The sequence below is a fragment of the Paraburkholderia sp. BCC1876 genome (assembly GCF_902833695.1).
Classification (GTDB): Bacteria; Pseudomonadota; Gammaproteobacteria; order Burkholderiales; family Burkholderiaceae; genus Paraburkholderia.
On sequence record NZ_CADFGI010000021.1, the window covers coordinates 25,151 to 40,049 of the forward strand.

Genomic DNA, 14,899 nt, shown 5'->3' on the forward strand with positions numbered 1-14,899 from the left:
CGATGTGGCGCCAGGTGGATTGTTCTGGTGGATCGGGGCGGGTGTGCTGGTCGTGCTGGAGTTGATCAGCGGTACGTTCTATCTGTTGATGATCGCGTTGGGTTTCGCCGCGGCGGCTCTCGCACACATTGCGGGTGCGCCCGCCGATCTGCAGTTCGCGGTGGCGGCGGGCGTGGCGCTGGCCGCGGTGCTGTTGCTGCGCCGCTCGCGCTTTGGCCGCAGAACGCGCAAAGACGCTTCGCACAATCCGGACGTCAATCTCGACATCGGCCAGACCTTGACCGTCGAGGGCTGGCAGGCGCGCCGCGCGCGCGCCAACTATCGCGGCGCCGCGTGGGACATCGAACTCGCGCCGGGCGAACCGGAAGACGCCCATCTTTATGAAATCACCGCGTTGAACGGCAGCTGTCTTGTCGTCGTCGCCAGCAGGCGGGCGGCGGCCGCCTGAGCGCATTGCGCGTTCAGGCGGCCACGCTTCATAGCATTTCCCAGCTTCACGCAACCCATCGAGTACGGACCGGAGAATAACAATGGATGTATCGACCATCGTCGGGGTGGTAGTGCTGATCATCGTGATCATGACGGCGGCGCAGACCCTCAAGATCGTGCCGCAGCAACATGCGTGGGTGCTCGAACGGCTCGGGCGCTATCACCGTACGCTCACGCCCGGCTTGAGCTTCGCGGTTCCGTTCGTCGACCGGATCGCCTACAAGCACATCCTCAAGGAAATCCCGCTCGAAGTGCCGAGCCAGGTCTGTATCACGCGCGACAACACGCAGTTGCAGGTGGACGGCGTACTGTATTTTCAGGTTACGGATCCGATGAAGGCCTCGTACGGATCGAGCAACTTCGTGTTCGCGATTACGCAGTTATCGCAGACCACGCTGCGTTCGGTGATCGGCAAGCTGGAACTCGACAAGACGTTCGAGGAGCGCGACTTCATCAACCACAGCATCGTGTCGTCGCTCGACGAAGCGGCATCGAACTGGGGCGTGAAGGTGCTGCGCTACGAGATCAAGGACCTGACGCCGCCCAAGGAGATTCTCCACGCCATGCAGGCGCAGATCACCGCCGAGCGCGAGAAGCGCGCGCTGATCGCCGCATCCGAAGGGCGTAAGCAGGAGCAGATCAATATCGCATCCGGTAGCCGCGAAGCGTCGATCCAGAAGTCCGAAGGCGAGCGGCAGGCGGCGATCAATCAGGCGCAAGGTCAGGCGGCGGCGATTCTGGCGGTGGCCGAGGCCAACTCGCAGGCCATTCAGAAGATCGCGGCGGCCATTCAGTCGAATGGTGGGATGGAAGCGGTGAACCTGAAGGTGGCCGAACAATACGTGACCGCGTTCGGCAATCTGGCGAAGCAGGGCACCACGCTGATCGTGCCGGGCAATCTGGCGGATATGAGTTCGATGATCGCGTCGGCGCTGACGATCGTGAACAAGGGCAAGGGCGTGCCCGAGGTGCGCTGAGCACCCGTGCTGTGCCGGCGGCTTGCCGCTTCGTGCTCGCGGTGGCTGAATGAGCCGCCTGCGGCGCTGTCCGCGCCGCACTGCACTTGTGCCGTCCTTGTGCCGTCCTTGTGCCGTATTCCGCAGTGGCAACAACCCAAAAAAATGGCCCGCTCAAAAAGCGGGCCATTTTTCATTGAACCTGTCACGGCGCCAACCGAGGCCACGCAAAGCGCGGCAAAACCGCACAGGCTTTCGCGCCAAAAACCTGCCTAGCCCGGCGACCGCATCAGGCGCGCCTTCTCGCGCTCCCAGTCGCGTTTCTTCTCGCTCTCGCGTTTGTCGTGCTGCTTCTTACCCTTGGCCAGCCCGATCTCGCATTTGACGCGGCCGCCCTTGTAGTGGAAGTTCAGCGGCACGAGCGTGTAGCCGCGCTGCTCGACCTTGCCGATCAGTTTGCTGATCTCTTCGCTATGCAGCAGCAGCTTGCGCGTGCGCACCGGATCCGGGTGGATGTGGGTCGAGGCTTCGGGCAGCGGGCTGATGTGCGTGCCGATCAGGAACAGTTCGTTGTCTTTGATCACAACGTAACCTTCCTTGATCTGGCCGCGCCCGGCGCGCAGCGCCTTGACCTCCCATCCTTCGAGCACGAGCCCTGCTTCATAGCGTTCTTCGACCGAATAGTCGTAGAAAGCTTTTCTGTTGTCGATAATGCTCATGAATGGAAAGTGCCCAACTCGTTTAAAATCACGATTTTAGCAAAGCGGGGCAAGGAAAGCCCGCCGCGCTTGTCCACCCTTGCCACGCGCTGTTCAATTTATGGCAGATGTCCAGAAAACCGTGTTGATCCGCCATTCGGCGGAACAGATGTTCGACCTCGTCACCGACGTCGCCGATTACCCCAACTTCCTGCCCTGGTGCGGGGGTGTCGAAATCCGCCGTCAGGACGAAAACGGCATGGAAGCGAAGATCGATATCAACTTCAAGGGCATCAAGCAGCATTTCGCCACGCGTAACAGCATGGAGCGGCCCACGCGCATCGACATGGAATTCGCGGATGGCCCGTTTCGCAAGTTCACGGGCTTCTGGCGTTTCACGCCGTTGCGGGCGGACGCCTGCAAGATCGAATTCGCGCTGCACTACGAATTCACCAACATCATTCTCGAGAAGATCATCGGGCCGGTGTTCAGCCACATTGCCAACACCTTCGTCGAATCGTTCGTGAAGCGCGCCGATGTGCGCTACGGTAAGGCATGAGCGCGCGCTTGTCGATTGAAGTCTGTTACGCGCTGCCGGACGAGCAGGCGCTGATCGCCGTGGATTTGCCCGAGGGCGCCACGCTGCAGCAGGCGCTCGACGCGAGCGGCATCCTGCAGCGTTTTCCGCGCATCGATCTGACTACGCAGAAAGTGGGTGTGTTCGGCAAGGTCAAGGCGCTGGACGCGGTGCTGGCCGATCACGACCGCGTCGAGATTTACCGGCCGCTGCTGGTGGATCCGAAGCTGTCGCGGCAACGGCGCGTCGAGAAGACCCGCAAGGCGGGTTCGATCGAAGGGCGGCGCTGGCAGAACCGGGATTCGCGCTAGGCGCGTCCTGTGGCGTTGCTTTGGCGGCGGCTGAGCGTGACTCAAAGCGGTTCAAGGCGACTCAAAGCGGTCAAGACGGTCAAGGCGGCTCGGCGTGGCCAAAGGCGGCTAAAGTCGCCGTGCCGACCACACGTCACCTCACTTCACTTCACTTCAAGACGCTGAAGCCGGCGCCTTCTTCCCCAGCGCCGCGGTGCCGGACGAATCGTCGTCCGCATGCTGACGCACCGACCAGCACACGCCCGCCACCAGCAGCAGAATCGCCGCCAGCTCCAGCGGACGCGGCAGGCGCTGGTCGTAAATGAACGCGTAAAGCAGCGCGAACAGCGTCTCGAATACGATCATCTGGCCGGAAAGCGTCAGCGGCAAACGCTTCGATGCGGCGTTCCAGAGCCCGTTGCCGAGCCACGAGGCGCCGATCGCGACCGCCAGATTCAGCATCCAGAACAGATGCCAGCGGCCGTCCACGAGCTCGCCCTGCGGGCCGCCGGCGGGCAGCACGGCCACCACCAGCCACAGCGCCGCGCCGAGCGCGCCGGTCACGACGCCCCACAGCAACGACCATTCGTTGCCGCTGAAATGCGTCTGACGCTGCAAATAACGGGCGTTTTCGACCGCGAACCAGGTCCAGCAGCCGAGCGCGCCCACCGCGCAGGCAAGCCCGATCAGCTTGGTGCCGATGCTGACCGGCGTGGCGTCGGCAACCGTGAAGACGTCCACGTTGATGCAGACGATACCGGCCATCACCATCGTGAGCGGCCAGGCGAGGCGGGCGAGCGGCACCGCGCCGTGGTCGCGCCGGCCAAGCAGCGTGACGGTGACCGGCAGCACGCCGACGATCAGCGACGCCGGCGCGATCCCGATCAGGTGCACGGCCGCCGTCAGCAGCAGGTAGTAGAGCAGGTTACCGGCCAGCGCCAGCTTCACCAGCGCGCCGAGATCCTCGCGGGTCAGGCGTTTGACGAGCGAGCGCGCCATCGGCAGGGCGGCCGCCAGCGAGACGATGCCGTACATCGTGTAGCGGCCGGCGCTCAACAGCAGCGGCGAAAAGTCGGGCAGCACGCGCGGCACCAGAAACACCATCCCCCATAAAGCCCCGGCCATTACGCCATATGCCACACCGCGCTGCATCGACTGCCCCTGCAAGAAAACTGGAATGGTCGGGAGAATAGCGGTTCGCGCCGCGAACCGTCTTGTTCGATTCTGCACTGGCGCGGCAATTCATGGCTTTCCCGCCGCCCGGCAGCGGTTTGGGCCCGAACGCGCAAACGAAACCGGATCGAACCCGAGGCGAACGGAGAAGCGAAATCGGCGAGCCGCTTATCGCGAAAAAAATCGCCCGAAACTCGCTAAGCTGCTGTTCGTGCAGTGAAAACCGGGGAGGTATCGCGTATAATCTGCTTTTGCGCCTATAGGATTTGCCATGCGTCTGATCCAAACAGCACTCACGTTCGATGACGTGCTCCTCGTCCCGGCCTTCTCCGATGTTTTGCCGCGCGACACCAGCCTCAAGACCCGGCTGACCCGCAACATCTCCCTGAATATGCCGCTTGTGTCCGCCGCCATGGACACCGTCACCGAAGCCCGTCTCGCCATCGCGATGGCGCAAATGGGTGGCGTGGGCATCATCCACAAGAATCTCACGCCGGCCGAGCAGGCGCGTGAAGTTGCCAAGGTCAAGCGCTTCGAATCGGGCGTCGTGCGCGATCCGATCACGGTGCCGCCGCAAATGAAGGTGCGCGACGTGATCGCGCTGTCGCAGCAGCATGGCATTTCGGGCTTCCCGGTCGTCGAAGGCGCGCAACTGATCGGTATCGTCACGAACCGCGACCTGCGCTTCGAAGAGCGTCTGGACGAGCCGGTGCGCAACATCATGACGCCGCGCGAGCGCCTCGTCACCGTCAAGGAAGGCACGTCGCTCGCCGAAGCCAAGGCGCTGATGCACAGCCACCGCCTCGAGCGCGTACTGGTCATCAACGACGCATTCGAACTGCGCGGCCTGATGACGGTGAAAGACATCACCAAGCAGACCGAACACCCGGACGCGTGTAAAGACGAACACGGCAAGCTGCGCGCAGGCGCGGCGGTCGGTGTCGGCGAGGACAACGAAGAGCGCGTCGAGCTGCTGGTGCAGGCGGGCGTCGACGTGATCGTCGTCGATACCGCGCACGGCCACAGCAAGGGCGTGCTCGAGCGCGTCCGCTGGGTCAAGCAGAACTTCCCGCACGTCGAAGTGATCGGCGGCAATATCGCCACCGCCGCGGCCGCCAAGGCGCTCGTCGAATACGGTGCGGACGGCGTGAAGGTCGGGATCGGCCCCGGCTCGATCTGCACGACGCGGATCGTCGCCGGTGTCGGCGTGCCGCAAGTCACCGCGATCTCGAACGTGTCCGAAGCGCTGAAGGGCACCGGCGTACCGGTAATCGCCGACGGCGGCGTGCGTTTCTCGGGCGACGTCAGCAAGGCGCTGGCCGCCGGCGCGAATTCCGTGATGATGGGCAGCATGTTCGCCGGCACCGAAGAATCGCCGGGCGACGTGTTCCTGTATCAAGGTCGTCAGTACAAGTCTTACCGTGGCATGGGCTCGGTCGGCGCGATGAAAGACGGCGCTGCGGACCGCTACTTCCAGGACAACTCCGCGAACATCGACAAGCTGGTGCCGGAAGGTATCGAAGGCCGCGTCGCCTACAAGGGCTCGGTCAACGCGATCCTGTTCCAGTTGATCGGCGGCGTGCGTGCCAGCATGGGTTATTGCGGCTGCCGCACCATCGACGAGATGAACGACAAGGCCGAGTTCGTGCAGATCACGGGCGCGGGCTTGCGCGAGTCGCACGTGCACGACGTGCAAATCACCAAGGAAGCGCCCAACTACCACGTGGACTAAACGCCAATGAAGCCATTGCTGCGCGCTGTACTCATTCTCGATGCCTTGCTGCTGCTCGCGTTCGGCGTGCTGTTTCTGCTGACGCCCTGGACTTCGTTGTACAACGCGCTGCTTCTGGTGCAAACCCAGCCGGCTCTGGTCGGCCAGGGGTTTGGCGTGGCGCTGATCGGGCTCGCGTGGCTGGCTTTTCACGCGTCGATCGACGGGGCGTTGACCTCGACGGTCGCCAAGGTGGTCGGCCACGTGAACTGGCTGACCGGCGTGCTGATGCTGGTCTGGCTGCTCGGCTTGCATACGCCGGCGCTGACCGGTTTCGGGCAGATCGTCGCGGTGCTCACCGGTGTCGTGTTGCTGGTGATCGGTCTGGGTGGCGTGCGTTTGTCGGGCGCGGTCAGGCGGCGTGAGAAGGAGCGGGTGGTGGAAGCCGCCGCTGCCGGGCGTGCTGAAAAGCAGGCCGCCAAAGACGCCGCGAAAGACGCTGCCAACCGGCGCGAGCCGGGGCGTGTGACGGCGGGTTTCCCGGTCTATCACGCTGAGCCGGCCGTGGCGCCGGTCGTCGAGCCGGTGGTGCCAGTTGTGCCGGGGGTTCCGGTCACGCGGCCGGTGGATACCGTTGCAACCGGTACGTTCCGTCCGGCGGTCGATGAATCCGCTCTAACGCCGTCCGAAAGGGCCGCGCGGGCCGAGAGCACCGAGAGCACCGTCGCCCGCGACGAAGCCCGTAACGCCGCCGCTGACGCGCCAGGCGGCCCTCGTCCGCCGTTTCATGGCTGACCTCGCGCCGCGCACACGCCAGTCCGCAGCAGCTTGCCGCTTCACGCCCGATCGTCCCCCCGTGGACCGCTTTGAATTCAACGCCGCGCTTTGCGCGCGGCATCCTCTATCCGCTCACTTTTGACTCCGTCCGCTGCCATGCACGACAAGATCCTGATTCTCGACTTCGGTTCGCAAGTCACCCAACTGATTGCACGTCGCGTTCGCGAAGCCAACGTGTATTCGGAAATCCACCCGTACGACGTCGATGCGTCGTTCATTCGCGACTTCGCGCCGAAGGGCGTGATTCTGTCGGGCGGCCCGAGCTCGGTCACCGAAACCGACACGCCGCGCGTGCCGCAAGCAGTGTTCGAACTCGGCGTGCCGGTGCTCGGCATCTGCTACGGCATGCAAGCCATGGCCGAGCAACTGGGCGGCAAGGTCGACAACGGCCATCTGCGTGAATTCGGTTACGCCGAAGTGCGCGCGCGCAATCATACGAGCCTGCTGGAAGGCATCAGCGACTTCACCACGCCGGAAGGTCACGGCATGCTGAAGGTCTGGATGAGCCACGGCGACAAAGTGCTGGAAATGCCGCCGGGCTTCGCGCTGATGGCATCGACGGAATCGTGCCCGATCGCGGCGATGGCCGACGAACAGCGCCATTTCTACGGCCTGCAATGGCATCCGGAAGTCACCCACACCGTGCAGGGCCGCGCAATGATCGAGCGCTTCGTGCTGCAGATCTGCGGCGCGCGGGCTGACTGGGAAATGGGCAACTATATCGACGAAGCCGTCGCCAAGATTCGCGAGCAGGTCGGCCAGGAACACGTGATCCTGGGGCTGTCGGGCGGCGTGGATTCGTCGGTGGCGGCGGCGCTGCTGCATCGCGCGATCGGCGACCAGCTGACTTGCGTGTTCGTCGACCACGGCCTGTTGCGTCTGAACGAAGCCGAGCAGGTCATGGCGCTGTTTGCCGATAACCTCGGCGTGAAGGTGATTCACGTCGACGCGAGCGAAGTGTTCCTGCGCAAGCTGACCGGCGTGACCGATCCGGAAGCGAAGCGCAAGATCATCGGCGCGGAATTCGTCGAAGTGTTCCAGACCGAAGCCGGCAAGCTGAGCGACGCGAAGTGGCTCGCGCAAGGCACGATCTATCCGGACGTGATCGAATCGGCCGGCAAGGGCAAGAAGGGTACGCATACCATCAAGAGCCACCACAACGTGGGCGGCCTGCCGGAGACGTTGAACCTGAAGCTGCTCGAACCGCTGCGCGAACTGTTCAAGGACGAAGTCCGCGTACTCGGCGTGAAGCTCGGTTTGCCGCCGTCGATGGTGTATCGCCACCCGTTCCCGGGCCCGGGTCTGGGCGTGCGGATTCTCGGCGAAGTGAAGCGCGATTTCGCGGATCTGCTGCGTCGCGCGGACGCAATTTTCATCGAGACGCTGCGTACCACGATCGACAAGGAAACCGGCAAGTCATGGTACGACCTGACGAGCCAGGCGTTCGCGGTGTTCCTGCCGGTGAAGAGCGTCGGCGTGATGGGCGACGGGCGCACTTATGAGTACGTGGTCGCGTTGCGTGCAGTGCAGACGCTGGACTTCATGACCGCGCATTGGGCGCATCTGCCGCATGAACTGCTGGGGCATGTGTCGAACCGCATTATTAATGAAGTGCGCGGGATTAACCGGGTGGTGTATGACATTTCGGGGAAACCGCCGGCAACGATTGAGTGGGAATAAGCTGATCGGCTCCCGGCTCACACCGGGAGCTCCGGTTTTCCCTTCAGTTGGCAATGCCAAAAACCGCCAGCAGCGCCTCGGGCGCACGGTTCATTTTTCAACGCCTTTGTTGAAAAGTGCGTGATAGCAAATCGGTACGGGTAGCGAAACTCAATCGCGACTCGCGGGGACCAGGCGCCTGCGCTGCCAGGCGACATACGGTATGCAGACCACGACACTCGTCATGAGATACAGCAGAATCACGCTAGCTATCTTCGTGTCGGGAAAGTTGATGGAAGCAATGGCGAGGGCGATGGCCGGATGCCGGCACGCCGTGGATAGCGCTAGCACAGCACGATTTCCGGCGTCCCGGCCACCCATCAGATGGCCGATCATCAATCCAAGCACCACGAAACTCACCATCGCGATCATGGCGCGCTGGCCAGTCGCCGACCAGATCGCGCTGAGGCTACCGAGCAGCAAGACCAGAGCCGCCAGCAGAAGCAGTCCGTTCGCGGCCATGGCCAATGGCGCCCGTAACCGCGCGGCGAAGCGCGGGAACCACGAGCTGACCAGCAGACCCATCGCCAACGGCAGAAGGGCCATCACCAGGACGACATGGGCAACGGCGCCCGTGCTGATGACGAACGGCCGGGCAAAGACAATTTCAAGCAGGCGAAGCGAAAGTGGAATCGCCGGAATCGCAGCCAGCGAGAGGACGACCATGAGTCCCAGTCCGTATGATTGCGGACCACCTGCTTTGCCCTGTTTTTTTGGCAATAGCGGCGGTACGGGCGAGATGGCCAGACAGATCAGCGTCGCTTCGACCTCGATTCTCAGATCGAAATACTCGACCAGGAAGAAGACGAGAACCGGCATGACGACCAGTACGGAGAGCAGAGAACGAACCAGCAAGCCTGGTCGGCGGACGACGTAAAGCAGGTCCGCCATCGTTGTGCGCATTCCAAAGCCGAACACCGTGCCGAGAACGGCGATCTGAAGCGCGATTAGCGTGAGCTGTTTCAGGTCCATTAGTGAGTGGGTCCGTCGCCGAAGATCATGCTGTAAATGGCGAACACCCCGCCGCCTATCAACAGGACGGCCAGGACCAGCACCATGGACGGCGGAAAGCGCGTCTCGGCATGCAGCAGGCCGTCGGCCTTCAGCGCCTGGCGTTGCCGGCGCAGTTCCAGCATGAAGGCGATGTGATACCAGATACCGAGTACGAGTGTCGCGATTCCCAGCACGACCAGAAACTCGCCCAGCCGGCGAGGCGCGTCGGCCGCTTTCAATACGCCGGCGTCGTGAAGTTTCTGGAACATCTGGAAAATCGTGAAGCCAAACCCTATCAACGAGAGCGACGTCCGGATCACCGACATCAGCGTGCGGTCGGCGCTCATCCGTGTGCGCTGAAACGACATGCCCGTTCGCCGGGCCGCGAGCTCGTCAGACGTACTTCCTATGATGGCCATGTTTCATCGTCCGTTCGGTTGAGAGGACCGCCATGTTCTTCGCCATGCGCTGGACATCGTCTAGAAACTCATCGCGAAACCAAGCGCCACCCCGTGAACGTTATGTCCAAATACATAACGCACCATCGCTCGCGTTCGCGTGACGATAACGGGGTAGTGACTGCTATCGAGTTCCAATCCGACACCCAGCGACGTCAGGTTGTTGAAGCCGAGAACACCCGCACTATTGCCGAAGTACTGCGAGTACGCGGTTTCAAGCACATAGCGCACGGGTTTCTGTAACGCATGCAGTCCGGTGGGCGCGCGCCAGCGCGCCCAGAGGCTTAATTGCTGTGCGGTCGAGGAACCTTGCGCCGCCGCCGATGTACTGCCAAAGCTGCGTAAATAGATGTCGGTCGCGCGCAACTCGACATCGATTTCATAGTTCTCGCGATAGTGTTCATAGTCCAGCATCAGAGAACCACCGTAGCCATAGGCATTCAACGCGCCGTTATCGAGAAACTGCAGGTTCGTGTCCGCCGCGCGGTTGATGAGTGCCTGAGCGATACGTAAGTCGCTGGTCACCCGGCCGATCGTGCCGTTCAGGATGGGGCGCAGTACGAGTTCGTCGGTAATGCGAAAATCCCAGCCAATCCCGACTGTCGTGCTCGCGGTATCCCATTTGACCGGGACCAGACGGCGCGCCGCGCCGTCTGTTGCGACGAACGTCGGGTCGTATCGGCTCAACGCGATCGTGCCCTCCAGATAGAGCGGAAATGACTTGCCGAGGGTAAAGCCGCCGCCGAGTTGAGTCTGTCCGAAGCCGGGGTTGCCGGTCGCGCCGTTGTTGATGGAGAGTGAGCTGGTGGTGACGTCGGGCACCGTCGTGTAAGACATGATGGAGAGAACGCTATTGGCTTGTTCCTGAATGTTCGTATTCAATCTTGCCCGGCCCGAAAGCGGCGAATCGGGTTGCGCAGTCTGTGCACCGGCGAAGGGTGGGAAGAGCGCAGCCAGCAGCAGTAACAGTAAGCGGAACAGGCCTGGGCAGAGCATGGGGCTTAGCGGTTCGCGTCGCGCGTCATGGGGCAATGGGGCAATGAGGTAAATCAGATCAGCGTTTTGATGACCTTGCCGACAAGGGACGTCAGCGGAAATTGAATCGCGACGACGTACAACATCGGTAGAACCGCAGGGCCTGCAATGGCGAGTACACCCAGCTTGCCGACGGGAAAAGTTCTCATGCGCCGCACCGCGTCGAACAGCGCTTGCACATCCGCAACCGGACCGAGTTCCGGCGCATCCAGAATGGCGGGGGCGCCGATATCTTTCCCCAGAATCCATCGCGCGCGAACCAGCCTGCCGTGTTGCCCGGCAATCCCGCCGTAGTCGAGAATCGCCTGACGCTTCACTTTGACGAGAAGCAGCGTCAACGGCGCAAAGGGCACCAGAAAAATGAACGACACCAGCACGGCCGTGGCGATCAGTAGCGCCTTGATATCCATTGCATTGACGCCGTGATAGACGACGTCGTGAGCGAAGGACGCCGCCGCAACGGTCGATAGGGCAAAGGCAACCGGACTGAAAATGAAACTCAGTCTTTCGACGAAACCGAGTCCGGCGAGTCTGTCGGGATGGGTCGGCACGAGCGAAAGAGGAAAGTGCGCGAGCTTCAGTATCAGGATGAACACCAGGCAGGCTCGCCATAGCCACGCGAGGAGTAAAGCGGTGAAGAGCGGCCTGATCACCACGATGAACCACCAGCCGCCAAAAGTCAGGCCGTTTGCCGCGTCGTCAGCGTTTTTCCATGACAGATCTTCGAGACGGCTAAACACCGCTCCCGCCGTGCTCCATGCAACGACGATGCTCAAAATGAAAATCCATGGCGACACGCTATCGCGCAGTCGCACCATGCTCGCGACCAGTGCCCTGAACGGCGGGATCCTGTCGGCGGCAACGAGTCCGGACTCGACGAAGTAGTGCAACAACGGCGGAACGGATTTCTGTGCAACCCCTTCGGCGATCACCAGCAAAGGGATGGCGATAAGACAGCGGGCGTGAATGCCGAAGTGAGCAAGAAAGGTGTCGTGACCATCGCTATCCGCGAGTCGTCCCGTCAGCAGTGCCCATATCGCAAGAGGTAACCAGGTGACGGTGGCGAAGATCAAGGCGCGCCTGGCCGTGCCCATCCCTTCGGCGGGAATAAGGCCAAGTCGTCTCTGAAGCCGGAAGCCGATATCACCGCGCACGAGAGAGAGATCCAGACCGGCGAGCTCGGGTGGAAGGGGGTGCGTGCCGACGCCGCTTGCTCCAGATGTCGCCATGGACTGCTCCGTGTTAACCGAAGTATCGCGTTGCCGACGCGGCGTTGCTATAGGGGTGCGGGGCAATGAAAATTGCCCTTCGGGGCAAACTGAATTGAGCGATGATCAAGCTCTGCTTCGTTCACACCGGACGTGCCGAATGCCGACTCGGGCCATTGATAGGGATAACGTGATATCAGGATCGCAGGCGCTCGGCAATGAACCCCGCTCGACGCATGGCATGTCATGGATTCCCGGCGGGACATTCCTGATGGGTTCGAACGATCACTATCCTGAAGAGGCGCCCGCGCATCGGGTGAGCGTGAAGGGATTCTGGCTTGATTGCCACACCGTCACGAACGCGGAGTTTCAGCGCTTTGTCGACGCCACGGGACACGTGACGCTTGCCGAGCGGCCCGCCGATCCGGCCGACTATCCCGGGGCACAAGCCGACATGCTCGCTCCCGCTTCGGTCATTTTCTCGAAACCGCCACGGCGCGTTTCACTCGGTGATCACTATAACTGGTGGGTCTACATGGCCGGGGCCGACTGGCGGCATCCGCGCGGCCCCGCGAGTTCGCTCGACGGGTTCGAGAATCACCCGGTGGTCCATGTCGCCTTCGAAGATGTGCAGGCGTACGCGAACTGGGCCGGCAAGGAGATACCGACTGAAGCCGAATGGGAATTCGCCGCGCGCGGCGGTCTCGACGGTGCCGAATATGTATTGGGCGATGAACTCATGCCGGAGGGCAGGCCCGTGATGAACACCTGGCAGGGCGAATTTCCCTGGCAGAATCTGCTGGAGGACGGCTACGAGTGGACCGCGCCGGTCGGCGCTTTTCCGCCGAATGGTTACGGCCTGTACGACATGACCGGTAACGTCTGGGAATGGACCGTCGACTGGTATCAGGATCATGGCAAGCTCTCCAGGCCCTGCTGCACCGTCGATAGTCCGCGCGGTGGCACCGCGGAGGGCAGTGTCGATCCCCGCCTTGCCGGGATACGGATTCCTCGCAAGGTCATGAAGGGGGGCTCGTTTCTCTGCGCGCCCAACTACTGCCGACGCTACCGCCCGGCCGCGCGTATGCCGCAGCCGGTCGACACATCGATCTGTCATCTAGGCTTTCGCTGCATATTGCGTGGCGAGCCTCCCACCATCGACCCCATTGCGTGACATCAACGGCAACATCAACGGCACGGGGCGCTCTTGAGGGCCCGCCCTGTCTCAGCTTCAACATAGCCCTCCACCAACCGGAGCGAGCACATGGCAAAGAAGAAGCAACCTAACATCCTCATACTCTGGGGCGACGACATCGGCCAGTCGAACCTGAGCATCTTTTCCAAGGGGATGATGGGATATCGGACGCCGAACATCGATCGCATCGCGGAAGAGGGCGTGCTGTTCACGGACTACTACGGCGAGCAAAGTTGCACGGCCGGGCGTGCGTCGTTTATCACCGGCCAATGCGGATTGCGCACGGGGTTGACCAAGGTCGGTCTGCCTGGCGCTCCGCTAGGGATGAGCGCCGAAGATCCGAACATTCCGGAACTCTTGAAACCGCTGGGTTATGTCACGGGTCAGTTTGGGAAGAACCACTTTGGCGACCGCGACGAACATCTGCCCACCATGCATGGCTTCGACGAATTTTTCGGCAATCTCTATCACCTCAACGCCGAAGAAGAGCCCGAGCTTCCCGATTATCCCGACCCGAAGGAGTTTCCGGACTTCCATAAGAAATACGGCCCGCGTGGCGTGTTGCATTGCTGGTCCGACGGCAAAGGCGGACAGAAGATCGAGAACACCGGCCCGCTCACCAAAGAGCGGATGAAGACGATCGACACCGAGTTTCTCAAGTCGGCCAAGGAATTCATCGGCAAGGCACACAAGGATGACAAGCCCTTCTTCCTGTGGTTCAACACCTCGCATATGCACTTTCGCACGCATATCGAAGACCGCATTCGCGGCCAGGCGGGGCGTTGGCAATCGGAGTATCACGACTGCATGATCGAGCACGACAAGCACATCGGCGAGATGCTGGCGGTCCTCGACGAACTCGGCATTGCTGACAACACCCTGGTCATGTACAGCACGGACAACGGCCCGCATATGAACTCGTGGCCGGACGCCGGCATGACGCCGTTTCGCAACGAGAAGAATTCGATGTGGGAAGGGGCGTACCGCGTGCCCGCCATGGCGCGCTGGCCGGGCGTGATCAAACCCGGCACGATCTGCAACGAGATTGTGAGTCACCTCGACTGGCTGCCCACGATCGTCGAGGCGGCGGGGGACCCCGACATCAAGGAAAAGCTGCTGAAAGGGCACGAGGCGAACGGGAAAAAATTCAAGAATCATCTGGATGGTTTCAGTCTGGTTCCCTATCTCAGCGGTAAAGCGCCACACCATGCGAGGAAAGGCTTCTTTTACTTTACCGACGACGGCGATCTCGCCTGCCTGCGCTTCGATAACTGGAAAGTGGCTTTCATGGAGCAACGCTGTCCCGGCACCTTGCGGATCTGGGCCGAGCCCATGGTGACGCTGCGCGTGCCCAAGATATTCAATCTGCGAACCGATCCCTACGAGCGTGCGGACATCACCTCCAACACTTACTATGACTGGATGCTGGACCACGTGTCGATGGTGCTGGGGATCCGCTCAAATCTGGCGTCGCAAGGTTGACGGCGGCGTTGCAAACGCGTATGCGCGCGACGAGATGAGGGGTAGGTGGTCCTGGGGATACTGGAGTAAATGGCAAGG

15 protein-coding genes are annotated in these 14,899 nt (G+C 61.9%); 9 read left to right on the forward strand and 6 right to left on the reverse strand.

Features of this window, described 5'->3' with window-relative positions:
• Nucleotides 1-4 precede the first annotated feature (4 nt).
• Both HWY05_RS37295 and HWY05_RS37300 read left to right on the forward strand, forming a co-directional pair.
• A complete protein-coding gene (locus HWY05_RS37295; RefSeq protein ID WP_035546171.1) occupies nucleotides 5-448 on the forward strand; it encodes an NfeD family protein in 444 nt (147 codons plus the stop codon).
• Between the two features lie 82 nt (nucleotides 449-530).
• The gene (locus tag HWY05_RS37300) at nucleotides 531-1,466 is read left to right on the forward strand and encodes a stomatin-like protein (protein ID WP_035546170.1); all 936 of its coding nucleotides are present in this window, start codon (nucleotides 531-533) and stop codon (nucleotides 1,464-1,466) included.
• Nucleotides 1,467-1,717: 251 nt separating this feature from the next.
• Here the strand turns inward: HWY05_RS37300 and smpB are convergent, their stop codons facing one another.
• Complete coding sequence (smpB, locus tag HWY05_RS37305; RefSeq protein ID WP_035546168.1) at nucleotides 1,718-2,164, reverse strand: SsrA-binding protein SmpB; 447 nt, start codon at nucleotides 2,162-2,164, stop codon at nucleotides 1,718-1,720.
• Nucleotides 2,165-2,264: 100 nt separating this feature from the next.
• Here smpB and HWY05_RS37310 point away from each other — a divergent pair, with 100 nt between their 5' ends.
• Both HWY05_RS37310 and HWY05_RS37315 read left to right on the forward strand, forming a co-directional pair.
• Nucleotides 2,265-2,702: a type II toxin-antitoxin system RatA family toxin gene (locus tag HWY05_RS37310; RefSeq protein ID WP_035546166.1), complete on the forward strand. Its 438-nt coding sequence runs from the start codon at nucleotides 2,265-2,267 to the stop codon at nucleotides 2,700-2,702.
• The gene (locus HWY05_RS37315; RefSeq protein ID WP_176061435.1) at nucleotides 2,699-3,031 is read left to right on the forward strand and encodes an RnfH family protein; all 333 of its coding nucleotides are present in this window, start codon (nucleotides 2,699-2,701) and stop codon (nucleotides 3,029-3,031) included. The genes HWY05_RS37310 and HWY05_RS37315 overlap by 4 nt, the downstream gene beginning before the upstream one ends.
• Nucleotides 3,032-3,184: 153 nt before the next feature.
• Here HWY05_RS37315 and HWY05_RS37320 read toward each other — a convergent pair whose 3' ends face one another.
• On the reverse strand, nucleotides 3,185-4,162 hold the full coding sequence (locus HWY05_RS37320) for a DMT family transporter (protein ID WP_176061436.1): 978 nt from the start codon (nucleotides 4,160-4,162) through the stop codon (nucleotides 3,185-3,187).
• Between the two features lie 292 nt (nucleotides 4,163-4,454).
• Here HWY05_RS37320 and guaB point away from each other — a divergent pair, with 292 nt between their 5' ends.
• The 3 genes from guaB (at nucleotide 4,455) to guaA (ending at nucleotide 8,411) form a co-directional block, all read left to right on the forward strand.
• Nucleotides 4,455-5,915: an IMP dehydrogenase gene (gene guaB, locus HWY05_RS37325; protein WP_176061437.1), complete on the forward strand. Its 1,461-nt coding sequence runs from the start codon at nucleotides 4,455-4,457 to the stop codon at nucleotides 5,913-5,915.
• Nucleotides 5,916-5,921: 6 nt separating this feature from the next.
• Nucleotides 5,922-6,689, forward strand: coding sequence for a hypothetical protein (locus HWY05_RS37330; RefSeq protein WP_176061438.1), 768 nt, complete (start codon nucleotides 5,922-5,924; stop codon nucleotides 6,687-6,689).
• 138 nt (nucleotides 6,690-6,827) lie between these two features.
• Complete coding sequence (guaA, locus tag HWY05_RS37335) at nucleotides 6,828-8,411, forward strand: glutamine-hydrolyzing GMP synthase (protein ID WP_035546158.1); 1,584 nt, start codon at nucleotides 6,828-6,830, stop codon at nucleotides 8,409-8,411.
• Between the two features lie 150 nt (nucleotides 8,412-8,561).
• Here the strand turns inward: guaA and HWY05_RS37340 are convergent, their stop codons facing one another.
• The 4 genes from HWY05_RS37340 to HWY05_RS37355 form a co-directional block, all read right to left on the reverse strand.
• On the reverse strand, nucleotides 8,562-9,422 hold the full coding sequence (locus HWY05_RS37340; RefSeq protein WP_176061439.1) for a hypothetical protein: 861 nt from the start codon (nucleotides 9,420-9,422) through the stop codon (nucleotides 8,562-8,564).
• On the reverse strand, nucleotides 9,422-9,811 hold the full coding sequence (locus HWY05_RS37345) for a DUF202 domain-containing protein (RefSeq protein WP_176061440.1): 390 nt from the start codon (nucleotides 9,809-9,811) through the stop codon (nucleotides 9,422-9,424). The genes HWY05_RS37340 and HWY05_RS37345 overlap by 1 nt, the downstream gene beginning before the upstream one ends.
• A gap of 111 nt (nucleotides 9,812-9,922) precedes the next feature.
• Entirely contained in the window at nucleotides 9,923-10,933 is a 1,011-nt protein-coding gene (locus tag HWY05_RS37350) for a hypothetical protein (RefSeq protein WP_244146803.1), read from the reverse strand.
• Between the two features lie 17 nt (nucleotides 10,934-10,950).
• A complete protein-coding gene (locus tag HWY05_RS37355; protein WP_176061441.1) occupies nucleotides 10,951-12,231 on the reverse strand; it encodes a hypothetical protein in 1,281 nt (426 codons plus the stop codon).
• A gap of 73 nt (nucleotides 12,232-12,304) precedes the next feature.
• Between HWY05_RS37355 and HWY05_RS37360 the strand changes: the two genes are divergently transcribed.
• Both HWY05_RS37360 and HWY05_RS37365 read left to right on the forward strand, forming a co-directional pair.
• Complete coding sequence (locus HWY05_RS37360; protein WP_244146804.1) at nucleotides 12,305-13,318, forward strand: formylglycine-generating enzyme family protein; 1,014 nt, start codon at nucleotides 12,305-12,307, stop codon at nucleotides 13,316-13,318.
• A 90-nt stretch (nucleotides 13,319-13,408) separates the two neighbouring features.
• The gene (locus HWY05_RS37365) at nucleotides 13,409-14,821 is read left to right on the forward strand and encodes an arylsulfatase (RefSeq protein ID WP_176061442.1); all 1,413 of its coding nucleotides are present in this window, start codon (nucleotides 13,409-13,411) and stop codon (nucleotides 14,819-14,821) included.
• Nucleotides 14,822-14,899: the final 78 nt, after the last annotated feature.